21 protein-coding genes are annotated in these 19,766 nt (G+C 50.4%); 12 read left to right on the top strand and 9 right to left on the bottom strand.

Annotated elements, in window-relative coordinates; genetic code table 11:
• Nucleotides 1–33: 33 nt before the first annotated feature.
• Nucleotides 34–1,461, top strand: coding sequence for an MATE family efflux transporter (locus RWV98_RS19170; RefSeq protein ID WP_280962217.1), 1,428 nt, complete (start codon nt 34–36; stop codon nt 1,459–1,461).
• 293 nt (nt 1,462–1,754) lie between these two features.
• On the opposite strand, the gene RWV98_RS19165 is transcribed toward RWV98_RS19170, so the two are convergent.
• From RWV98_RS19165 to RWV98_RS19155, 3 genes are all read right to left on the bottom strand, one after another.
• Nucleotides 1,755–2,105 (bottom strand): hypothetical protein, encoded by a 351-nt coding sequence (locus RWV98_RS19165; RefSeq protein ID WP_280962216.1) that lies wholly within the window; start codon nt 2,103–2,105, stop codon nt 1,755–1,757.
• A gap of 122 nt (nt 2,106–2,227) precedes the next feature.
• Nucleotides 2,228–3,418, bottom strand: coding sequence for an iron-containing alcohol dehydrogenase (locus RWV98_RS19160; RefSeq protein ID WP_317862886.1), 1,191 nt, complete (start codon nt 3,416–3,418; stop codon nt 2,228–2,230).
• A gap of 170 nt (nt 3,419–3,588) precedes the next feature.
• The gene (locus RWV98_RS19155) at nt 3,589–4,626 is read right to left on the bottom strand and encodes a tyrosine-type recombinase/integrase (RefSeq protein ID WP_280962214.1); all 1,038 of its coding nucleotides are present in this window, start codon (nt 4,624–4,626) and stop codon (nt 3,589–3,591) included.
• 279 nt (nt 4,627–4,905) lie between these two features.
• On the opposite strand from RWV98_RS19155, the gene RWV98_RS19150 reads away from it, so the two are divergent.
• Nucleotides 4,906–6,633, top strand: a complete 1,728-nt coding sequence (locus tag RWV98_RS19150; RefSeq protein ID WP_317862883.1) for a phospho-sugar mutase — start codon at nt 4,906–4,908, stop codon at nt 6,631–6,633.
• A 54-nt stretch (nt 6,634–6,687) separates the two neighbouring features.
• Entirely contained in the window at nt 6,688–7,431 is a 744-nt protein-coding gene (locus tag RWV98_RS19145; RefSeq protein ID WP_317862881.1) for a hypothetical protein, read from the top strand.
• Between the two features lie 85 nt (nt 7,432–7,516).
• Here the strand turns inward: RWV98_RS19145 and RWV98_RS19140 are convergent, their stop codons facing one another.
• From RWV98_RS19140 to RWV98_RS19130, 4 genes are read right to left on the bottom strand one after another with little or no spacing between them, the layout of a single operon-like run.
• On the bottom strand, nt 7,517–7,651 hold the full coding sequence (locus tag RWV98_RS19140) for a cyclic lactone autoinducer peptide (protein ID WP_317862879.1): 135 nt from the start codon (nt 7,649–7,651) through the stop codon (nt 7,517–7,519).
• A complete protein-coding gene (locus RWV98_RS19540; RefSeq protein WP_442872085.1) occupies nt 7,648–8,043 on the bottom strand; it encodes an accessory gene regulator B family protein in 396 nt (131 codons plus the stop codon). Before RWV98_RS19540 ends, RWV98_RS19140 begins: the two co-directional genes overlap by 4 nt.
• 56 nt (nt 8,044–8,099) lie before the next feature.
• Nucleotides 8,100–8,525: a MerR family transcriptional regulator gene (locus tag RWV98_RS19135; RefSeq protein WP_317862877.1), complete on the bottom strand. Its 426-nt coding sequence runs from the start codon at nt 8,523–8,525 to the stop codon at nt 8,100–8,102.
• A 5-nt stretch (nt 8,526–8,530) separates the two neighbouring features.
• Nucleotides 8,531–8,863: an antibiotic biosynthesis monooxygenase family protein gene (locus RWV98_RS19130; RefSeq protein WP_317862875.1), complete on the bottom strand. Its 333-nt coding sequence runs from the start codon at nt 8,861–8,863 to the stop codon at nt 8,531–8,533.
• A 124-nt stretch (nt 8,864–8,987) separates the two neighbouring features.
• Here RWV98_RS19130 and RWV98_RS19125 point away from each other — a divergent pair, with 124 nt between their 5' ends.
• The 7 genes from RWV98_RS19125 (at nt 8,988) to RWV98_RS19095 (ending at nt 14,723) form a co-directional block, all read left to right on the top strand.
• Entirely contained in the window at nt 8,988–9,821 is an 834-nt protein-coding gene (locus RWV98_RS19125; protein ID WP_317862873.1) for an aldo/keto reductase, read from the top strand.
• A gap of 16 nt (nt 9,822–9,837) precedes the next feature.
• Nucleotides 9,838–10,458: an NAD(P)H-binding protein gene (locus tag RWV98_RS19120; RefSeq protein ID WP_317862872.1), complete on the top strand. Its 621-nt coding sequence runs from the start codon at nt 9,838–9,840 to the stop codon at nt 10,456–10,458.
• Between the two features lie 235 nt (nt 10,459–10,693).
• Nucleotides 10,694–10,984 (top strand): transposase, encoded by a 291-nt coding sequence (locus RWV98_RS19115; RefSeq protein WP_317862871.1) that lies wholly within the window; start codon nt 10,694–10,696, stop codon nt 10,982–10,984.
• A gap of 635 nt (nt 10,985–11,619) precedes the next feature.
• Nucleotides 11,620–12,318, top strand: coding sequence for a VanR-ABDEGLN family response regulator transcription factor (vanR, locus tag RWV98_RS19110; protein ID WP_317862869.1), 699 nt, complete (start codon nt 11,620–11,622; stop codon nt 12,316–12,318).
• Nucleotides 12,305–13,387: a sensor histidine kinase gene (locus tag RWV98_RS19105; protein WP_317862868.1), complete on the top strand. Its 1,083-nt coding sequence runs from the start codon at nt 12,305–12,307 to the stop codon at nt 13,385–13,387. The genes vanR and RWV98_RS19105 overlap by 14 nt, the downstream gene beginning before the upstream one ends.
• Nucleotides 13,388–13,627: 240 nt before the next feature.
• Nucleotides 13,628–14,119 (top strand): hypothetical protein, encoded by a 492-nt coding sequence (locus tag RWV98_RS19100; RefSeq protein ID WP_317862867.1) that lies wholly within the window; start codon nt 13,628–13,630, stop codon nt 14,117–14,119.
• Between the two features lie 382 nt (nt 14,120–14,501).
• A complete protein-coding gene (locus RWV98_RS19095; RefSeq protein ID WP_317862866.1) occupies nt 14,502–14,723 on the top strand; it encodes a hypothetical protein in 222 nt (73 codons plus the stop codon).
• 70 nt (nt 14,724–14,793) lie between these two features.
• Here RWV98_RS19095 and RWV98_RS19090 read toward each other — a convergent pair whose 3' ends face one another.
• Together RWV98_RS19090 and RWV98_RS19085 are read right to left on the bottom strand one after the other, a co-directional pair.
• The gene (locus RWV98_RS19090) at nt 14,794–15,729 is read right to left on the bottom strand and encodes a hypothetical protein (RefSeq protein ID WP_317862864.1); all 936 of its coding nucleotides are present in this window, start codon (nt 15,727–15,729) and stop codon (nt 14,794–14,796) included.
• Between the two features lie 462 nt (nt 15,730–16,191).
• Nucleotides 16,192–17,373 (bottom strand): iron-containing alcohol dehydrogenase, encoded by a 1,182-nt coding sequence (locus RWV98_RS19085; RefSeq protein WP_317862863.1) that lies wholly within the window; start codon nt 17,371–17,373, stop codon nt 16,192–16,194.
• A gap of 139 nt (nt 17,374–17,512) precedes the next feature.
• On the opposite strand from RWV98_RS19085, the gene RWV98_RS19080 reads away from it, so the two are divergent.
• Entirely contained in the window at nt 17,513–18,373 is an 861-nt protein-coding gene (locus RWV98_RS19080) for a putative ABC transporter permease (protein ID WP_317865798.1), read from the top strand.
• Nucleotides 18,374–18,522: 149 nt separating this feature from the next.
• Nucleotides 18,523–19,758: a cysteine desulfurase family protein gene (locus tag RWV98_RS19075; protein WP_317862862.1), complete on the top strand. Its 1,236-nt coding sequence runs from the start codon at nt 18,523–18,525 to the stop codon at nt 19,756–19,758.
• The last annotated feature ends 8 nt before the right edge of the window (nt 19,759–19,766 follow it).

Raw genomic sequence — 19,766 nt, 5'->3', positions numbered from 1 at the left:
GGGCGCTATGCCCGGCACTTTTAGGAGGTACAAATGAATCAAAATACCAATGGCTATTTGGCAACCGAACGGATCGGCAAGCTGATGCTTCGGTTTTCCATTCCCTGCATTCTGTCGCTGCTGGTCTCGTCGCTTTACAACATCGTCGATCAGATCTTCATCGGCTGGGGCGTGGGCTATCTGGGCAACGGCGCTACCAACGTCGTTTTCCCGGTCACGGTCATCGCGCTGGCGCTTGCCCTGCTGGTGGGCGACGGCTGCGCGGCCTTTCTCAGCATCTGCCAAGGCAGGCAGGACGCGGAGGGCGCGCATAAATGCGCGGGCAACGCGGTGGTCGTTATCGTCGCGGCCAGTGTGCTGCTCACGGTGTTGCTGGCTGTTTGCAAGCAGGGCGTGCTGCAAAGCTTCGGCGCCACAGAAAACAATCTTGCCTATGCAAGCGAGTACTACGATTATATTTTAATCGGCATTCCCTTTTTCATGTTCGGCAATGCCATGAACTCGCTCATCCGTTCGGATGGCAGCCCGCGCTTTGCCATGCTGTCCACGTTGGCGGGCTGTTTAATCAACGTCGTTTTGGACCCGATCGCTATTTTCGTATTGCATTGGGGCATGCGGGGCGCGGCGCTTGCCACGGTCGCGGGGCAGATCGTTTCCGCGTTGCTGGCGGTCTACTATTTGCGCCACACCAAGGCGTTCCGGCTGAAAAGATCCAGCTTCCGTCCCTCCGGCCGTATGATGGGGCATTTCCTGCCCCTCGGCATCAGCAGTCTGCTCACGCAGATTTCCATTGTCATAATCATGGCGGCGATGAACAACATGCTGGTCATTTACGGCGCGCAGTCCAAGTACGGCGCGGATATCCCGCTCACCGTGGTAGGTATTGTGATGAAGATCTTCCAAATCGTGATCGCCATCGTGGTCGGCATCGCGGCGGGTTGCCAGCCGATCGTGGGCTATAACTACGGCGCGGGCTACGGCAAGCGCGTCAAGCAGTTGTTCCGCACCATGCTGGCGGCCGAGATCATTGTCGGCGCGGTCGCCATGCTGTGTTTTGAATGCTTCCCGATGCAGATCATCGGCATTTTCGGCAGCGAGGATGGATTGTATAACGAATTCGCCGTGCTGGCGTTCCGCGTTTACCTGTGCACCATCGTTCTGTGCTGCATTCAAAAATCGATCAGCATCTTTCTGCAATCGCTGGGCAAGCCGCTGCTGTCCATGGGCCTTTCCCTGCTGCGCGATTTTGTTTTAAGTGTGCCCCTCGTGCTGTTGCTGCCGCGCGTTTTCGGCGTTTATGGCACGCTCTACTCCGCGCCGGTGGCGGATATCGTTTCCTTTATCGCCGCGGCGGCGCTTTCCGTGTATATCGTGCGCCACCTGAACAACCATACGCCCGAAGGGGTGGCCGCGCAAAGATCCGGCCATGCCGCTGACTATACAAAGCCGGTCAACTGCTAAATTTTATGTCGTCAAACACAAAAGGGGCTGTAAAATAAGTTCTCACAAATGAATAGAAAACTGTTGCAAAGCGAAGAATGCTACCAATTTTGTCATTCTGAGAAGCGAAGCGACGAGACCGTAGTCTGCTATCCTTAATCTGCCGCTTAGCGGCATTTTAATGAGTGCGAATCTCGCGCGAACGCGCGTTCCCAGCGTAATTCCGCGCGTTCGCGCGAGATTCTTCACTTCGTTCAGAATGACATTTGGGTACTCTTCTATTTTGCAACAGTTTTTTACAGCCCCTTTTGGCGTTATGCTTCATTGAGAAATGCCTGCACGTCATCCGTTCGGATATCGATGTAGCTTTCATTATCGCTCGTACGCACCAAACGAATGTACATGGGCGCCTCTGTTTGACTGCCGCCGCCGATCAGCAAGTAGAAATCATCATCGATCGCATAATGCAGGATGTAAAGCCCGCTGCCAATCTCTTCGCTTTCATATGCCGCGAAATCGTCCCACGAAAGGTTGCTTCCCTTTTCAGCCAGTTCGGTCACCCGGTCCAGCGTCAACACATCACTTTTCTGCTTTTGTTCCTTGGTGCAGCCCGCGCAAAGGAGCAGCAGCCCTAAGGCCATTACCAATACACAGCGTTTTTTCATCAAAGCTTCTCCTTTGGTTTTTTTCCTAAGCCCATTCTAACATATTGCTTCGTGCGCGCCAACCGTTTGCCAAAAAGCGCTCCTCAAAAAACTTGAGGAGCGCTTTGGCTATTTATTGAACTTTAGAAGTCTACTTCTTCATCGTAGAAGCAGCACTTGAGCAGCTTTGCCATCTGCTCCGCATCGATGCCGCGCGGGTTGGAACCGGTGCACGCATCGTCCACGGCGAGCTGCGCCACGGTGGGCAGCTTGTCGAGAAATTCCTTCTCGTCGATGATGCCGCCCTCATAATCGCGGATGCAGGACGGAATTTCAAGCGCCTGATTCATCTTTTTCAGGTGCGCGATCAGCGCGTCCACCAGTTCATCCGTCGAACCACCGGCAAGGCCTAAAAACTTTGCGATCTTCGCAAAGCGCTCGGCCGCGGCGGGCTCCTTGGCGTTGAACTTGATCACCTTGGGCAGGTACATCGCGTTCGCGCAGCCGTGCACGATATGGCCGCCCGAGTAGGCCGCGCCGGTCTTGTGCGCCATTGAATGCACAATGCCGAGCAGCGCGTTGGAGAACGCCATACCGGCCAAGCACTGTGCGTTATGCATACGGTCTCTGGCTTCCATATCGCCGTTAAAGGAGGCGATCAGATCGTCGCTCACCATTTCGATGGCGTGCAGCGCCAGCGGATCGGTAAAATCACAGTGCAGCGTGGATACATAGGCTTCGATCGCGTGCGTCATTGCGTCCATGCCGGTGTGCGCGGTCAGCTTTTTGGGCATGGTCTCGGCCAGCGAGGGATCGACGATGGCAACGTCGGGCGTGATATTAAAGTCGGCCAGCGGGTACTTGATGCCCTTCTGATAATCGGTGATGACGGAGAACGCGGTCACCTCGGTCGCTGTGCCGGAGGTGGACGAGATCGCGCAGAACTTTGCCTTGGTGCGAAGCGTCGGGAAGTTGAAGGGGATGCAAAGATCCTCGAACGTTACGTCCGGATACTCGTAAAACGCCCACATGGCCTTGGCCGCGTCGATCGGAGAGCCGCCGCCGATGGAAACGATCCAATCCGGCTCGAACGCGCGCATCGCGGCCGCGCCCTTCATCACGGTTTCCACGGAAGGATCGGGCTCCACGCCCTCAAACAGCTTTACTTCCATACCGGCTTCTTTTAAGTAATCCTCTACCTTTTGCAGAAATCCAAAGCGCTTCATAGAGCCGCCGCCCACTACGACGATCGCCTTTTTGCCGGAAAGCGTCTTCAGCGCTTCCAGCGCGTCTTTGCCGTGATACAGGTCTCTCGGTAATGTAAATCTCGCCATACTTTTACGCTCCTATTCAGTCGTTCGGTCCATCGGTTTAATTGTTAATTAACTAACGATCTAACACTAACATATTTCAAAAGCATTTTCAATCCATTATTTTAATGTCCAATAAATTTAATTGTTTGTTCACAAATTCAGTGTGTGGGCCGCCCCGTTCCGCGCTCTGTTCACATCACGCCGATGACCGGCGTGGCCCCCTTGGCAATGGATACCTTTTCGATATAGGGCACGTGGGCGTATACGTTTGCCGTGGTGGAAATATCCGAATGCCCCAGCCAATCTTGTATTTGTTTCAGCGAAAAGCCCTGTTGCAGCAAAATGGTCGCCACCGAATGCCGCAAATCGTGAAAGCGAATGCGCGGCAGCGCGGCCCCGCGGCACACCCGCTCAAATTCCCGGGTGATATAATCGGGCCGGAGCGGCACGCCGTTTTCGTGGCAGCAAACGTAATCGCTTTTGTGGTAAGCCTTGCCCAGCCTGCGCCGGTTTTCATTCTGCCGCCGCCGCAGGTCGCTCAAATACCGCTTAAGCGAATCCGAAAGCGGCAGGGTGCGGTAGCTTGATTTGGTCTTTACATTATCGGCATAGATCACGCGCCCGCCCGACTGCACCGCCGTGTGGTTGATGATCATCGTGCGCGCGCGCAGGTCGACCGCGCTCCACCGCAAACCCGCGGCTTCGCTTCGCCGCAGTCCATAGGTTGCGGCAAGCACAAACGCCGCCTCCGCCGGGGAATGCAGCGCCGCCGCGATAAACACGTTGATCTGCGTGCGGTTGTACACCTGTCCCCGGAACGCGCGGCGCTTGGGCAGCATCACGTTATCCGCCGGATTCAGCGGGATAATTTGAAGCGATACCGCATATTTCATACACTTGTGCAGGATCGAATGAAACTTGACGATCGAGGTCGGCGAAAGCCCCTCCGCAAATTTCTGATTGACGAATTCCTGAAAATCCGCCGGCCGCGCGGTGGCAAGCGTCACCTTACGCGCGCCGAAAAACGGTAGAATGTGTTTTTGATAAATATAACGGTACCCATCCATCGTATTTTCGCGCACCTGCGTTTCCATCAGCGTCAGCCACCGGTCAAAAAAAGTGACCAGCATTGTGCTTGATTCCTCGGAATACCGCAAACGCATCAGCTCCTCAGGGCGCAGAACGAAGTGGATACAGCCATCCTCCTCATAAATTTTTACTTTGTCCATGTTGTCATTTTACCTCACTTTATGTTGTTTTTTGTCGAACGTGACAAAATTAATTGTAGCATAAATAGCCTAATTTATCGCACGGACAAAGGTATTTTTTCAGCGTCCCTATTGGCATTTTTACTTACTGCCCAAAAAACGCTGGTCCTATTTATGCAATATTCCGCTTCTGTTCGGTCAATCTCACAAACTCGCGCAAAACCCCTTGCATTGACACACAGATATTGTATAATTTACATAGTGGCATTGCGCCAAATAAATGGATGAGGTGAACAGCACATGGATTATATGTCGGAATACAGCCGCTGGCTGAGCCGTCCGGAGCTGACGGCGGAGGAACGCGCTGAGCTCACGGCCATCAAAGATAATAAGGAAGAGATCGAAAGCAGGTTCTTCGCGCCGCTTTCGTTCGGCACCGCCGGTTTGCGCGGCGTACTTGGCGTGGGCCTATACCGCATGAACCGCTTTACCGTCGGTCAGGCAACGCAGGGCCTTGCCAATCTGGTCGTCGCGGGCGGCAAACAGCAGATGGAGCGCGGCGTCGCCATTGCGTTCGACAGCCGCCACTTCTCGCCCGAATTTGCGCAGCAATCCGCCTGCATTCTCGCGGCAAGCGGCATCAAGACCCTGCTGTTTGATGAACTGCGCCCCACGCCCGAGCTGTCCTTTGCCATCCGGCACTATGGCTGCATCGCGGGCATCAATATCACGGCCAGCCATAACCCCAAGGAATACAACGGCTATAAGGTCTACTGGGAGGACGGCGCGCAGTTGCCCCCGCAGGAAGCCGACATGGTCGCCCGCGAAATGGCCGCGACTGATCTGTTCACCGGCGTGCGCACCGGCGATTATGACGAATTCGTCAAGAGCGGCATGATCCGCATCCTCAGCAAAGAAACGGACGAGGCTTACCTCAGTGAAGTGCTTAAGGTAGCGGTTAATCCGGACTGCGTAAAGCAGGTCGCGGACGAATTCAAGCTTGTTTACACCCCGTTCCACGGCGCGGGCTACCGTCTGGTGCCCGAAATTTTGCAGCGCCTTGGCTACAAGCACATCATCTGCGAGCCGCACCAAATGGTGATTGACGGCGATTTCCCGACGGTCAAGAGCCCCAACCCGGAAAATAAGGAGGGCTTCAACCTTGCGATCGAGCTGGCGAAGGAAAACGGCGTTGATCTGATCATCGGCACCGACCCGGACGCCGACCGCACCGGCATTGTATTAAAGGATAAGACCGGCGAATATATTTCCCTTTCGGGCAATCAGGTCGGCGTACTGCTGACGGATTACATCATCACCGCCAAGAAGCTGACCGGCACCATGCCGCGCCACCCGGCGGTGCTCAAGAGCATCGTCACCACCGAAATGGCGCGCGCCGCCGCCGAACAGAACGGCGTCGCCTGCTTTGAAACGTTCACCGGCTTTAAGTTCCTCGCTGAAAAGATCAAGGAATTTGAAAACACCGGTTCGCACGAGTATATCTTCGCGTTCGAGGAATCCTACGGCTACCTGTGCGGCGACTACGCGCGCGACAAGGATGCCGTCACCGCCTCCATGCTGATCGCAGAAATGGCTGCCTACTACCGCACGCAGGGCAAGACCCTGTACGACGCGATGGAGGAAATGTACGAAAAGTACGGCTATTATTGCGAACAGACCATCTCCATCACCATGCCCGGCGTATCCGGTTTGCAGCGCATGAAGGAGCTGATGGAGGAGCTGCGCCAGACCCCGCTGCAGCAGGTCGGCCCGGACAAGGTCGAATTCATCCGCGACTATCAGCCCGGCACACGCACTTCTCTTGCGGACGGCAAGACCGAGCCCATGGAGCTGCAAGGCCAAAACGTGCTGTACTATGAGCTTTCGGGCGGCACGATCTTCATCATCCGCCCATCCGGCACAGAGCCCAAGGTAAAGGTCTACATCATGGCCAAGGGCGCGAGCAAGGCCGACGCCGCCGATAAGGTCGCCGCCCTCGTTTCCGCCGCAAAGGAAATCGTTAAGTAAATGAAACCCGGGCGCGCTTCGGCGCGTCCGGGTTTTTCAGAAGGAGCTGCATTCATGCAGAAACGGTTTTGCAAAATCACTCTCAGCATCTTAGCGCTTGCGGCAGCCACTGTATTTGCCGTTTTCTACTACCGCCTTTACACCTCGCCGGTTTTTCAGTACCGGGGCGCGTATTACCAAACACAGGTAAATGACGACGAAACACGCTATGCCGCCAGTGACGGCACTATTTCCGTCTTGCAAACAGATTCCGGCAGCACCGTTACCATTACCTATGAATGGAACGCACCCCAGACGTTTTTGATCGAACAGAACGGGCAAGCCATCACGGTAGAGGACCGCAAGGGAATTGTTCTGCTGCAAGGGATTTGGCAAAACGGCGCATTGCTCAATACAAGCGGCGGCGTTAATGAAACCTATGCTTCGCAGAAGTCCGCTTGGCTGGACAATCAGCACGCATCCGTTCAGCGGCCCGTACCGCCGAATGCGGCGGAAGCTTTGGATATTGCCATGGGCGCAAATATCGTTCAGCGCGGCAAAGGTCTCGCGCCGAAATGGGTGCCGCTGTCTCTGCTCCTCGTGTTGCTGCTAGTCGGCGCCGAGCGATCAAAAGCGCAATCCGGCCGCCGTTGGGGAGAAATCTGCAAGCGTAAACTGCACAACCCCGCATGGCAAACGGCGCTCCAAGTAGACGAAACCGGCGAGCCCACCCGTGATGTGGTGTTTTCCAAACCATGGCTGGTCGGCGGTCTGTACATCTTGTTTCTTGTGCTTTTGCTTGCGTATGATGTGAGCTAAGGAAGTGTACCAAATTAACCCGCCCCCTGAACGGCTGACAGCCGAATCTGGGGGCGGGTTTGTCATTTTATGTTACATTGCTTCTTCAATCCATATCAGGCTCTTCCGGCTGATAAGAAGTAAACCAGCAGGTGGAACCATTTGCTACCGTGGCAATCACCAGTGTCAGCGCGGCAAGAGCACTTGCGCTTTTCAGAAATAATCCGTAGAGCTTTTTCATGGGGAAGACCTTCTTAAATTTTTTATTTTTCCCGCCGCAAGCGAAAGAGCGGCAAAAAACTCGCCTAAAAACAAATGGAATATCCATGTAACGGGCGCGGAGGGCAATAATAGCCAAGTGATTGCAAGTATTAAGTAAAGTATGGCTAGCATGAAACTTCGTTTTCTATTCCTTTGCCCCTTTCGCTCATTCACCCTTTTGTTGGGATGCGCTAATGGGGCCAGTGTAAGGATCAGGCACAAGCTGATTACCGACGCTGCAATAGCTGCCGCTTTCCAGATGGTTTGCGGCAGCAGCAGCGTAACAGCGAATGCCGCACCGAAAATACCGAGAAAACAGAAAAAACAGCTAAAGTGAGAATCCGCATGATACCCACCTGCCCAAAGGCTCATGTGCGGTAAAGTAGCAAATAAGTATTTGAAAGGCAGCAGCCCACTATTCCGTAATTTTAATGCTTTTCAGGTCTTGTATCTTCTGTCCATGTTTCCGGATTGCTATCATCTGGGATAATCCCAGACAAAATCTGTTCATAATGCTTTACTTTTTTGTCCATATAAGCCGCTGTTGTTTTGGCTTCCTCTATCCGCTTATATGCTTGTTCTCGTTGACAGAGAATGATTTGATACCTTGCATAAAGCGTTTCCCTTGATTCCGGCAAGTGGCACAATTCGCAGTATTCTTTAATATCCTCTATGGACGCTCCGCAGCCTTTTAGGCAGGAAATTCCCTGCATCCAGTTGACAGATTCTTCGTTGAAAATCCGGCGGTTTCTTTTGTCACGTTGACAGGGCAAAAGATTGATGTCGGTATAATATCGGAGGGTATGCTCTGTTGTGTGGAACATCTCCGCAAACTGCTTTAACGTATAGGTCATGGATTTCACCCTCTTATAAATTTTTTATCCGCTGTTGGAATAGCAACTTCATCCGACAAGTATCGCTCCACTTTCATGTGTAAGTCATATTTTTCACGCAGTTCTGTAATCTTCGACATCATGGGGGAGGCATGGTGAAGGTCAATCGACTGTTGGTCAGTCCACGTATCAATCAAAAGTATTGTTTCTTTATCTTCCATAGGGAAAAAGTATTCATATCGGAGATTACCTGTTTCTGTACGAATCTCATTTACAATACCGCTTGCGACCATTTCTTCAGCATATTTTCTTGCGTTTCCGTTCCTACCGCTGTAATAAATGTTTATTGTAATTGCCATTTCATTTTCCTTTCCAAAATCAAAAAAAGTATTGACTTCGAGTTACCCAAACTTGCTATGATGATTGTATCACAAGAAAATTAGCTTCTCAAGTGCGACAACAAGAATAAACGGAGGAATTGATATGAATAAGATTACTTTGAACAATGATATTCAAATGCCTATGCTCGGCTTCGGTACTTTTCTGATGAGCGGTGCAGAGTGTGAAGAAAGCGTTTTGACCGCACTCTGTAGTGGCTACCGTATGATTGATACAGCAGAGGCATACGGAAATGAGACAGCGGTTGGAAATGCGATTGTAAAAAGCGGCATTTCCCGTAAGGAATTGTTTATTGTCACAAAAGTAAATTTCCGCTCTTATGAGAGTACTTGTGAAACCGTGGAAATGTCACTTAAAAAACTGAAAACCGACTATCTTGACCTTGTATTGCTTCACTGGCCCTTTGGCAATTATTATGCTGCATGGCGACAGCTAGAAAAGCTATATCAAGAGGGGAAAATCCGGGCTATCGGTGTTTCAAACTTTACCCCAGACCGTTTGATTGATTTGATTGAATTTAACAATGTTGTCCCCGCTGTCAATCAGATAGAAACCCATTTACTTTGTCAGCGTCGAGCAGAACATGATTGGCTAGAAAAATATCATGTTCAGCACATGGCATATGCACCATTGGGACAGGGACGAAAAAATGAAATGTTTGAAAATCCTGTCTTAATGAGGATTGCAAATGCTTATGGAAGAACACCCGCCCAGATTGCATTACGTTTTCTTATGCAGAGTAACATTATTATTATACCGAAGTCAGTCCATGAGCAACGTATAAAGGAAAATTTGAGCATATTAGATTTTGAATTAAATGCAGCAGAAATGGAACAACTTGTAAATATGGATATAGCGGCTCCAATGATTGGAAATCCAGAAAATCCTACTATGGTAGAAGCTGCTATGAAATGGTAAAAGGAGAAAATACATTATGAAAAACATTTTATTATTAGGCGCGACTGGTACAGCCGGAAGTGCCATTACAAAAAAACTACTGTCAGATACAGATACTCATGTTACTCTGTTTGCCCGTCATGCGGGGAACATGTTTTCTGATAGTCCTCGCACAACCGTTATCAACGGTAACGCGGAAAATATTGAGGATTTGAAAAAAGCAATGCACGAGCAGGACGTTGTATATTGCGCTATATCTGGAGAAGCATTACCGCAGATTGCAGAAAATATTGTCGTGGCAATGTCTGAATGTAACATAAAACGTCTTATTTTTATGGGAGCAGTTGGGATTTATAACGAAATTCCGGATGAAATAGACGGCGAAGATAATCTTGACAATGAACCTGCGCAGTTACCAAATCGCCAAGCTGTTGACATTGTTGAAACAAGCAATCTGAATTATACAGTTATCCGTCCGGGATATTTGAAAGAGGGAGCAGAAGATAATTTTGTGTTATCCGTAAAAGGCGAGCCGGCAAAAGGTTATATTACAACTATTCCCGCTCTTGTCAAACTGGCGGTAGAACTTATTTTAGACGAAAATTTATATTTGAAAGAGAGTATCAGTATCACACAGGACGGAAGAAAAAAGTCGTAAATATAGCAAAGCCAATCGAGCCGGTCAACGGTCAAGATGAACGGGCTGCACCCGCCGTTGACAGCCCCGCCTGTCCTTGCTGGTGGGCAATCAAGGGGCGACAGCAAGGAGTGCTGCCGCCCCTCTCTATCATTCAAGAAAGGGGGATTTTCCATGCACACAGTGCACACAGGGACGGTTCTTCTGTGTTGACAATCACCCCATTCGTATGCTATGGTGCGAGTGGGGTGATTTTATGCCTAGAGGACCTAGACAAAAAAGTGAAAGCGGCAACTACCATATCATGCTGCGCGGCGTGAATCAGCAAAACATTTTTGAAACCGATGAAGATCGCGAAAAATTTCTGCAAATACTCTGTGATTGCAAAGCGATCAGCGGCTTTCATTTATATGCCTATTGTTTGATGAGCAACCACATTCATCTACTTCTGCAAACCATGCCGAACGCTGATTCACTTGAACAGATTTTCAAGCGCATTGGCGTGCACACAGGGACGGTTCTTCTGTGTGCATGTGTGCAAGGGTGAATACTATATAAGCTGAGGCGTACTATCATGAAACTAAAATTTTCATTTAAAGGTTTAATAGTTTCTTTACTGATTGCTCTTTTTACGGTGTTTTTCAATGGAATTCATATGAATTCTCAGCAAGGTAGTGGATTCAATACGTACTCAGGCGGATTTCCATTCACCTTTTTTGAATATTATTACTCAACCGATGAAGTTAATATAATTTCCCTGTTAAAGGACTTAAATTATTCCAACTACAAAATTGACATATTGCCCTTAATTCTAAACATAATTTGTATTTATCTTTTCCTCAAGTATCTTTTGAAAATAATTCATAATATAAACAAGATAGAATAATTATGCGCATAGGCACAGTTCTACCGTGTTGACAATCACCCCATTCGTATGCTATGGTGCGAGTGGGGTGATTTTATGCCCAGAGCGCCTATACAAAAGCAACTATCTTATCAGGCGGCACAGATAATCCCGCCGCACTGCAAGACTTGTCCCCATCCGCGCGCTTAAACAAAATGGCGCATCCCTTCGGCAGAACGATCATCCGTTTAACCGGTTGACCCCTAGGTATCGTCAGCAATGGATAACACAAAAGAACCGTCCCTGTGTGTTGTGTTTAAATATAAGGAGCAATGACGATGAATGAGAAAATTCTTGTTGTAGATGATGAAAAAGAGATTGCCGATCTGCTTGAAGTCTATTTGACGAATGACAATTATACCGTATACAAGTTTTATAATGGGACTGATGCTTTACAATGTATGCAAGAAACGGAAATTGATTTGGCGATAATAGACATTATGTTACCGGATACGGACGGGTTTCGTATCTGCCAAAAAATAAGGGAAAATTTCTATTTTCCTGTTATTATGCTAACCGCTAAAATTAAGGACAGCGATAAGATCATGGGATTAACCATTGGGGCAGACGATTATATGACCAAGCCGTTTAACCCATTGGAGGTTGTTGCAAGGGTAAAAACACAATTAAGACGTTGTTCCAAATATAATACCTCTGTTTTAAAACAATCTGCTGAAAAGACGGAATTTGACATCAGAGGTCTTGTGATCAATAAAGATAGCCACAAATGCTTTTTGTATGGAAAGGAATTGTCGCTGACTCCCATTGAGTTTTCGATTCTTTGGTATCTGTGCGAACATCAGGGTAAAGTCATACCTTCAGAAGAATTGTTTGAAGCCGTATGGAAAGAAAAATATCTGAACAATAACAGCACCGTAATGGCGCACATTGGTCGCCTTAGAGAAAAGCTGAACGAACCACCAAAAAAGCCAAGATTTATAAAAACGGTTTGGGGTGTAGGCTATGAAATCGAATAAAGGGGAGAAAAATAATCTGCTGAAAACCCTTTTCAAAAGCTATATCATCCAGTGCGGAATTATATCTGCAATTATCCTAATCGCTTCTAATTTGTTGGGCATGGGTTTACAATGGGTGCTTAGCAAATATGTTCCGCAGTATTATATGGTTTACCGTTCCCTCTATTTAGGAGCCGCGGCTACTATACTATGGGCTGTGTGCATCATCATTCTTACATACCGGCTACTAAAGAAAGTGGTCGCTTATGTGGATGAATTGCAGCAGGCCACAGGCAAATTATTTGATAAAGACGTAGATTACATTGAACTATCGCCGGAGCTTAGCGAGATCGCGTTAAAGATCAACCACTTAAAACAAGAGTCTCAAAATAATGCAAGACTGGCAAAAGAGAACGAACAACGAAAAAACGATTTGATCATGTACCTTGCACACGATCTAAAAACCCCGCTTTCTTCTGTAATGGGCTATTTAATGCTATTGCGCGATGAACCGAAAATTTCAGAAGAACTTAGGACGAAATATCTTTCTATCTCTCTCAATAAAGCGGAACGGCTTGAAGACCTAATCAATGAATTTTTTGAAATTACAAGATTCAATTTATCTAATATCACTTTGCAATATACGGAAATAGACTTGACGCGCTTGCTTGAGCAGCTTATATACGAATTCAATCCCATGTTAAAAGATAAAAACCTGCAATGTGATCTTTGTGCCCCGAAAAGTGTAACCCTTCGCTGTGACGCAGATAAAATACAACGTGTGTTTGATAATCTTCTTCGCAATGCGGTTATTTATAGCTTCCACGATACAACCATTACGATTACAGCGGCGCAGCAGGAAGAAAGGATGATCATTGCATTTGAAAATTGCGGTAATACGATCCCAAAGGAAAAGCTGTCGCAGGTATTTGAACAGTTTTATCGCCTTGATACAGCAAGGAGCACAAGCGGCGGCGCTGGTTTGGGCCTTGCCATTGCCAAACAAATTGTAGACCTCCACAAAGGAACCATTATTGCAGAAAGCGAGAATGAAAAAATCAAATTTACCGTGACCCTCCCTCTTTCGTAGGAAAATCGTAAGAAATTCCGTAGTATAAAAGAGGATTCTCTTGTGTACAAACAAAGAAATAAAGACTCCTATTCTGATACAATGAAAACATCAGAGTAGGAGCCTTTTTTATTTCTACTTTTTCAAAATATAAAATTCGTAGCAACCATTTACGATTGCGGCATTCGCCGCCACGGCACTGCTCGGCGGGTCATTGCCGGCCCTAGCACTTATCAGTATCATTCAAGGAGGATTTATAACATGAAAAAAATGAGTAAGAAAGCCAATGGTGCAAAACAAATTCTTATGGATATCATGCTGCTTGCCTGTCTGGTGATGGCAGGGTGTTCCCATTCCAACTCGGATGCGAAAGATTTTACCGACTTTGAACATATAGAAGCCGAATATCTGCAATCCATCGACAATTTGAACTGGCCGGAAGGTGTCACTTTGCCGGAAAAACTGGAAGGAGAAGATACCGGCGCGTCTTTCCAGATTGGCTATGGCGATACAAGAGCTTCAAACCTTTGGGAATACTACTGGATGAAAGAATGGCTGGACACCTATAACACTGATCCAAAACGTGCAGAAAAAGCATTGGAAGAATTGGAAAAAGCGTTTGATATGCCCTATATGGGCGCAGATCGCTGTGACGATGCAACCCGTCAATATCTTCGTGATAATATCGACAAAGCAAAGTCGGGTGATCCGTCTGGATTTACGGAGTGTATAAAAGTGAATTATGCCAATTAAATTACTCGTGCACACAGGAACGGTTCTTCCGTGTTGACAATCACCCCATTCGTATGCTATGGTGCGAGTGGGGTGATTTTATGCCCAAAGTGACTAGACAAAAACGCGAAAACGGCAACTATCCTGTCATGCTGCGCGGCATTAATCCGCATATATCTTTTTAGTGATGGACGGCCGTCATTTATCGTAAATGGTCCTAATATGAACGGTCTACAATATATAATCAGTGAAGATGGTATGTACGAAAATCTAATCAAGCAAGTCACTTTATTGAAAATAGTATATCATTTCAAACCGGACACTGGCTGTAACATTTACACAGATAACGAAAGGCCGTATCGCAGAGTAATCGGCATCGTATGTTTGAAAGGAGCTTTGTCAGATGAAACATACTAAAAAGTGTCCCAAATGCTCTGGTGAAACTATTATTGACGTAACACTCGATCCCACAAAATACAGGCAATGCTATATCCCGGTTGGCGTTACGCTTTTCTCCGCCGTACCGATTCACAGGTTGGTTTGCTGTGATTGCGGCTACAGCGAAGAGTGGATCGATCAGGATGATATTCCAGCTTTGCGTGAAAAATACCCACGAGTGTTCTGAGCATACCTTTTACTGCATATCAAACAGACCCGTGTTCCTGCTTTGGTGGCAGGAACACGGGTCCTTGTATTTACGCTTGAACGATAAACGCGTCCAGCTCGGTTTGGGCCTGCTCGCGGGATGCTTCGCAGGCGCTTTTCATTTCGTTCAGTTGGTTGAGCACGGTTTGAATCTGGGCGATCACACCGTTTATTTGTCCCTGTGAGGCATGGATATGGTCCAACACCGCCCAATCGGTAAACAGATTATCGAAAAAGTAATCGGCAAAGCGCAGAAAACCGTCGATCTGTATCTGCATATCCGCGTAAATCGTCACATCGCTCAGCTCGGTTTTGAAGCGGCGAAGCTGCATTTGCAGTTCTTCCACCTTTGTTTGCGCTTCGTCCAAATGGCTGTGCTTGACCATGTCGGTAACAAGGCCGCCGCCCAGTATATCCCAAGTGCCCCAGCTTTCGGCGCTGTTCAGGCTGGACGCAATGCCGTTTGCGGTGGAAAGCGCGTACTGCCCGGCGTCGGCCGCTTCGCGGATCTCTTTCAGTTGGCTGCTGCACGCCGCAATGCGCCGTTCCAGCTGCAAGATCTGTTCCCCGCGCACCGGGTCGCTGTGTTTCAGCGCTTCGGTCTTTGCAGCCAGCACGTCCTGATACTGCTTTTCACAACCGTTCAGCGCGGCAAGCTCATTCTCCCACGAACGGATATCCTGCTTTACCGCCGCAAGCTCCCGCACCACGCTGTCGTGCTTGACGGCAGCCGCATAGGCTTCCCGCTGCTCCTGATCGAGCTTTTCCTCCTTCTTGCCCAGCATACCGTAAAAAAACGCGGCCAGACTGCGGCCCTCTAAACGGTCCACATCCTTCTGTTCCTCGGCCCGGCGGGCCGCAAGCTCGGTTTCCCGCGCTTCCAGCTCGCGCTGTTGGCTGTAAAGATCCTGCAGCATGGCGCGCAGTTTCTTTTGCCGCGCGATCTGCCCGCTTAATAGATGGAGCTGCTGATCAAATTCGGTCATCGCTATGTACCTCCCGCTTTCACTGCCCTTATTATAGCATAACCCCTGCCGCCACTAAAGAAATATATTGTGTAAACAGCCAATGTCATTTAGTTAAGGGAAACGCATAGGAGAAACAAGGGATTCACCGAGATCGTAGGGCGCGAGAAGGTGAATTGGCCGAAGGCCAAAAGAAGCTGGTCTGGACCACGCCTCGGCGCGCCGTCTCGAAGGGATGTAACACTTCCTGAAAACCCATGTCCCTTCGCTCGGCCGTACCGGCCTGTTTGATGCTCTCACTTATCCCGGTGCTTCGTTCTCGGCGCGCCGAGGGCGTCGCGCCCTACTTTTTCTGTGTTTGCGTTACCTTTTTGTCTTGCCTGATCTTATCTGAATGACATTTTTTCGGATCGCTTTGTCCGACAACAATAAAAAAGAGCAGGGCACGCCACTTTGATAAGCAACGTACTCTGCTCTTCATACTTATTCCGCAAGCTTGAAGATTTGGGTCAGTTCGTCCTTGCCTAGCGGGATATGGCTCTTGACCGGACCACCCACGGTATGCATGGCGTTTTCAGCCAATTTCTCATATTCCCCGGGAACAATTCCAAGCTGGGACATGTGCACCGGCATGTCGATCTCTTCAAAAAAGCGCTTGATCGTTTCGATGCCTTCGGCCGCGGTGCGTTCCGGGCGGTCAAAATCCATTTCCACACCGAAAACACGGTTCGCAAGCTGCGCAAACCGGTTCACATCGTGCGGCATGACGAATTTAGCCCACGCGGGGAATAGTACCGACAGGCCCGCGCCGTGCGCGATCTCATCGTGCAGGGCGGAAAATTCATGTTCGATCTTGTGAACCGGGAAGAACTTATTGACGCGACCCAGCTCGGTCAGGTTGTTGTGGGATAGGCTGCCCGCCCACATCAGCGTGGCGCGCGCTTCATAATCGCGCGGGTTCGCGATGGCGCGCCGGCCCGCGTCGCGCACGGCGATGAGCAGTCCTTCGGCCAGACGGTCGGTCAGATCGGTATCCGCGTTGCCCGGCATAAAATAACGCTCGAACGTATGCATCATAATATCGACCACGCCGCAGCCCGTTTGGAATTTAGAAACGGTGTAGGTATTCTCCGGATTTAAAAAGCTGATGCACGGACGGTTGGTCTGGCTGGTGATGCCGCGCTTCTCCATGGTTTCCTCATTGGTGAGCACGCAGGAGTTGCTCATTTCGCTGCCCGCCGCCGCAAGCGTGAGCACGGTGCCGATGGGCAGGGTGGAATCGGGCGCGGTGCCGGCGCAGGCAAATTCCCACGGGTCGCGCCCGGTGGCGACGCCCATGCCGATGCCCTTCGCCGAGTCGATGACCGAGCCGCCGCCCACGGCCAGAATAAAATCGACCCCTTCGCGCTTTGCTATTTCGATCCCCTCGCGCACAAGCGAAAGCTTCGGGTTGGGTGAAACGCCGCCAAGCTCAATAAACGTTAAGCCCGCGCGGCCAAGGCTTTCCTCGACGCGGCCCAGCAGGCCGCTTCCGCGCGCGCTGGAACCGCCAAAGTGCACCATGACGCGCCGCGCGCCAAGCGCCCCCAGCTTTTCTCCAATCTGGTCCTCGATTGCCCGGCCAAATACGATCTCCGTCGGCAGCTTAAGCGTAAAATTTTGCATGTTATGTTCCACCCCTTCATCTTTCGTCGCCAATAGCTTCTGTATTACTTTGTATTATACCCATGTACTTGCCAAAAGTCAAAATATCCGATACAATAAAGAGGCACTATTTTCAAAGAAAGAGCGGGCATTGATTACTGTGTACGAGTATTCCTTTTTGCAATGGCTTTTGATATTTTATATTTATTGTTTCCTCGGCTGGTGTTTTGAATCGACGGTCGTTTCGGTCCAGCAGCGGCACGCGGTCAACCGCGGCTTTTTGCGGGGGCCCATGCTGCCGATCTACGGCTTTGGCGCGACCATGCTTCTGCATATCTCGCTGCCTCTGCATGACCGCCCGATCGCGCTTTTCCTTTGGAGCATGATCGCCGCGACGATTTTTGAATACCTTGTCGGCTGGCTGATGGAGACCATGTTTAAGGTAAAGTACTGGGATTATTCCGAGCACCGGTTCCAGTTTCAGGGACGCATTTGTCTGCAAAGCTCGATCTGCTGGGGCTTTATGGGGCTTATTCTCGCCCGGTTCATCCACCCGCCGATCGAGACCCTCGTCATTTGGCTGCCGCAGCTGACGCTGATCTTGGTCTGTGTGGCGCTGACCGCGATGTTTGCTTCCGATGTGGCTGTTTCCGTGCGCACCGCGCTCGATCTGGCCAAGGTGCTGGAAGAGCTCGACAAGCTGCGTCAGCAGGGCGAAGAGCTGCGTGAGCAGCTTTCCGAAACCGCTATGGTCAAGCTGACCAACCTATCCTACCGCGTGGACGAAGCGCGCGGCGAGCTGAACGAGCGCCTAGACGACGCGATGGAAAAAGCCACGGACGCCAAAGAAGAGATCCTTGCCCGGCTGGACGAGGTGCGCGCCCGCTTTGACGAACGCGCGGAAGGCCTGAAACGCACCCGGAAAAGCCTGCTGCGCGGCAACCCGACGGCCCGTTCGGCGCAGTATGACGACGTGCTTCAAAAGCTGAAAAAACACGTACAAACGAAGAAGCGCGGTTAAATACACATAAAATGCACAAAATGATGGAAAAGAATATATTTGAGCCCATCCGTTTTGGCAGTTTTTCGCTTGCTAAACTGCCCGCTCCGGGTGTATATTTAAAGAGGTAAAAAACCAAGCTTTTTTAGTGTTAGAAAGGCAGAAACGCCATGAAAAAATTTGTTTATGCAGATAACGCGGCAACCACGCCGCTCTCCACGCACGCCTTTGAAGCGATGAAGCCGTGGCTGACCGAATATTACGGCAACCCCTCTTCGCTTTACCGCATCGGCCGCGCGGCCAAGGAAGCGCTGAATGAAGCGCGCGTACAGGTCGGCCGGGCGCTGAACGCGGCCTTCCCGGTCAATGAGCAAAATGATTTCGCCCCCGGCGAGATCATCTTCACCGGCGGCGGTTCGCAGGCGGACAACCTTGCCATCCGCGGCTTCATGCACGGCCCCGGCGCCAAGGGAAGAAAACACCTGATCACCTCCAAGATCGAGCATCACGCCGTTTTATACACCTGCGAGGCGCTTGAAAAGGAAGGCTTCACCGTGACCTACCTCGATGTGGACAGCGAGGGCCATATCGATTTGGAGCAGCTGAAAAACGCGCTTTCCAAGGATACCGCGCTTGTCACCATTATGGCGGCAAACAACGAGATCGGCACGATCCAGCCCTTGCGCGAGATCGCCGAGCTGACGCACGCGGCGGGCGCTGTGTTCCATACGGACGCGGTGCAGGCCGTTGGCCATATGAAGATCGACGTGCAGGAGATGGGCATCGACATGCTCTCTCTTTCGGCGCATAAGTTCCGCGGCCCGCGCGGCGTGGGCGCGCTGTACCTGAAAAAGGGCATCGCCTTGGCGCCGCTGGTCTACGGCGGCGGTCAGGAGCGCGGACTTGTATCGGGCACGGAAAACACGGCGGGCTGCATCGGCCTTGCCGCCGCGATTACCGACGCGATTGACGGCATGGAGGAAAAGATGCGCTACGTCCGCGGGCTGACCGACCGGCTGAAGGACGGCATCATGAAAATCCCCTATACCCACTTTACCGGCGACCCGGTGAACCGTCTGCCGGGCACGGCTTCGTTCGTGTTCGAGGCGATTGAGGGCGAAGGCCTGATTCTTTTGCTGGATAACGAGGGCGTGTGCGGCTCGACCGGCTCGGCCTGCTCGACCGGCTCCTTGGACCCCAGCCACGTGCTGATGGCAATCGGCCTGAAGCACGAGATCGCCCACGGCTCGCTGCGCCTGACCCTTGGCGAGCAGAACACCGAAGAGGACGTCGACTATATCATCGCGGCTGTAACAAAGGTCATTGCCACGCTGCGTTCGATGAGTCCGGTTTGGGAAAACGGCAAACCCAATCTCACCGCGGCAAGCGATTTGCACGCGCACTGATTAAAGGA

This window comes from Agathobaculum sp. NTUH-O15-33 (genome assembly GCF_033193315.1).
Classification (GTDB): domain Bacteria; phylum Bacillota; class Clostridia; order Oscillospirales; family Butyricicoccaceae; genus Agathobaculum; species Agathobaculum faecihominis_A.
The sequence above is the reverse complement of the archived record's forward strand: the minus strand, read 5'-3'. Positions and strand labels throughout refer to the sequence as shown.

Excerpts from the sequence above, each read along its gene's own strand:
- RWV98_RS19170 (WP_280962217.1), top strand. The coding sequence starts at position 34 with ATGAATCAAAATACCAATGGCTATTTGGCAACCGAACGGATCGGCAAG.
- RWV98_RS19165 (WP_280962216.1), bottom strand. The coding sequence starts at position 2,105 with ATGAAAAAACGCTGTGTATTGGTAATGGCCTTAGGGCTGCTGCTCCTT.
- RWV98_RS19160 (WP_317862886.1), bottom strand. The coding sequence starts at position 3,418 with ATGGCGAGATTTACATTACCGAGAGACCTGTATCACGGCAAAGACGCG.
- RWV98_RS19155 (WP_280962214.1), bottom strand. The coding sequence starts at position 4,626 with ATGGACAAAGTAAAAATTTATGAGGAGGATGGCTGTATCCACTTCGTT.
- RWV98_RS19150 (WP_317862883.1), top strand. The coding sequence starts at position 4,906 with ATGGATTATATGTCGGAATACAGCCGCTGGCTGAGCCGTCCGGAGCTG.
- RWV98_RS19145 (WP_317862881.1), top strand. The coding sequence starts at position 6,688 with ATGCAGAAACGGTTTTGCAAAATCACTCTCAGCATCTTAGCGCTTGCG.
- RWV98_RS19140 (WP_317862879.1), bottom strand. The coding sequence starts at position 7,651 with ATGAAAAAGCTCTACGGATTATTTCTGAAAAGCGCAAGTGCTCTTGCC.
- RWV98_RS19540 (WP_442872085.1), bottom strand. The coding sequence starts at position 8,043 with ATGAGCCTTTGGGCAGGTGGGTATCATGCGGATTCTCACTTTAGCTGT.
- RWV98_RS19135 (WP_317862877.1), bottom strand. The coding sequence starts at position 8,525 with ATGACCTATACGTTAAAGCAGTTTGCGGAGATGTTCCACACAACAGAG.
- RWV98_RS19130 (WP_317862875.1), bottom strand. The coding sequence starts at position 8,863 with ATGGCAATTACAATAAACATTTATTACAGCGGTAGGAACGGAAACGCA.
- RWV98_RS19125 (WP_317862873.1), top strand. The coding sequence starts at position 8,988 with ATGAATAAGATTACTTTGAACAATGATATTCAAATGCCTATGCTCGGC.
- RWV98_RS19120 (WP_317862872.1), top strand. The coding sequence starts at position 9,838 with ATGAAAAACATTTTATTATTAGGCGCGACTGGTACAGCCGGAAGTGCC.
- RWV98_RS19115 (WP_317862871.1), top strand. The coding sequence starts at position 10,694 with ATGCCTAGAGGACCTAGACAAAAAAGTGAAAGCGGCAACTACCATATC.
- vanR (WP_317862869.1), top strand. The coding sequence starts at position 11,620 with ATGAATGAGAAAATTCTTGTTGTAGATGATGAAAAAGAGATTGCCGAT.
- RWV98_RS19105 (WP_317862868.1), top strand. The coding sequence starts at position 12,305 with ATGAAATCGAATAAAGGGGAGAAAAATAATCTGCTGAAAACCCTTTTC.
- RWV98_RS19100 (WP_317862867.1), top strand. The coding sequence starts at position 13,628 with ATGAAAAAAATGAGTAAGAAAGCCAATGGTGCAAAACAAATTCTTATG.
- RWV98_RS19095 (WP_317862866.1), top strand. The coding sequence starts at position 14,502 with ATGAAACATACTAAAAAGTGTCCCAAATGCTCTGGTGAAACTATTATT.
- RWV98_RS19090 (WP_317862864.1), bottom strand. The coding sequence starts at position 15,729 with ATGACCGAATTTGATCAGCAGCTCCATCTATTAAGCGGGCAGATCGCG.
- RWV98_RS19085 (WP_317862863.1), bottom strand. The coding sequence starts at position 17,373 with ATGCAAAATTTTACGCTTAAGCTGCCGACGGAGATCGTATTTGGCCGG.
- RWV98_RS19075 (WP_317862862.1), top strand. The coding sequence starts at position 18,523 with ATGAAAAAATTTGTTTATGCAGATAACGCGGCAACCACGCCGCTCTCC.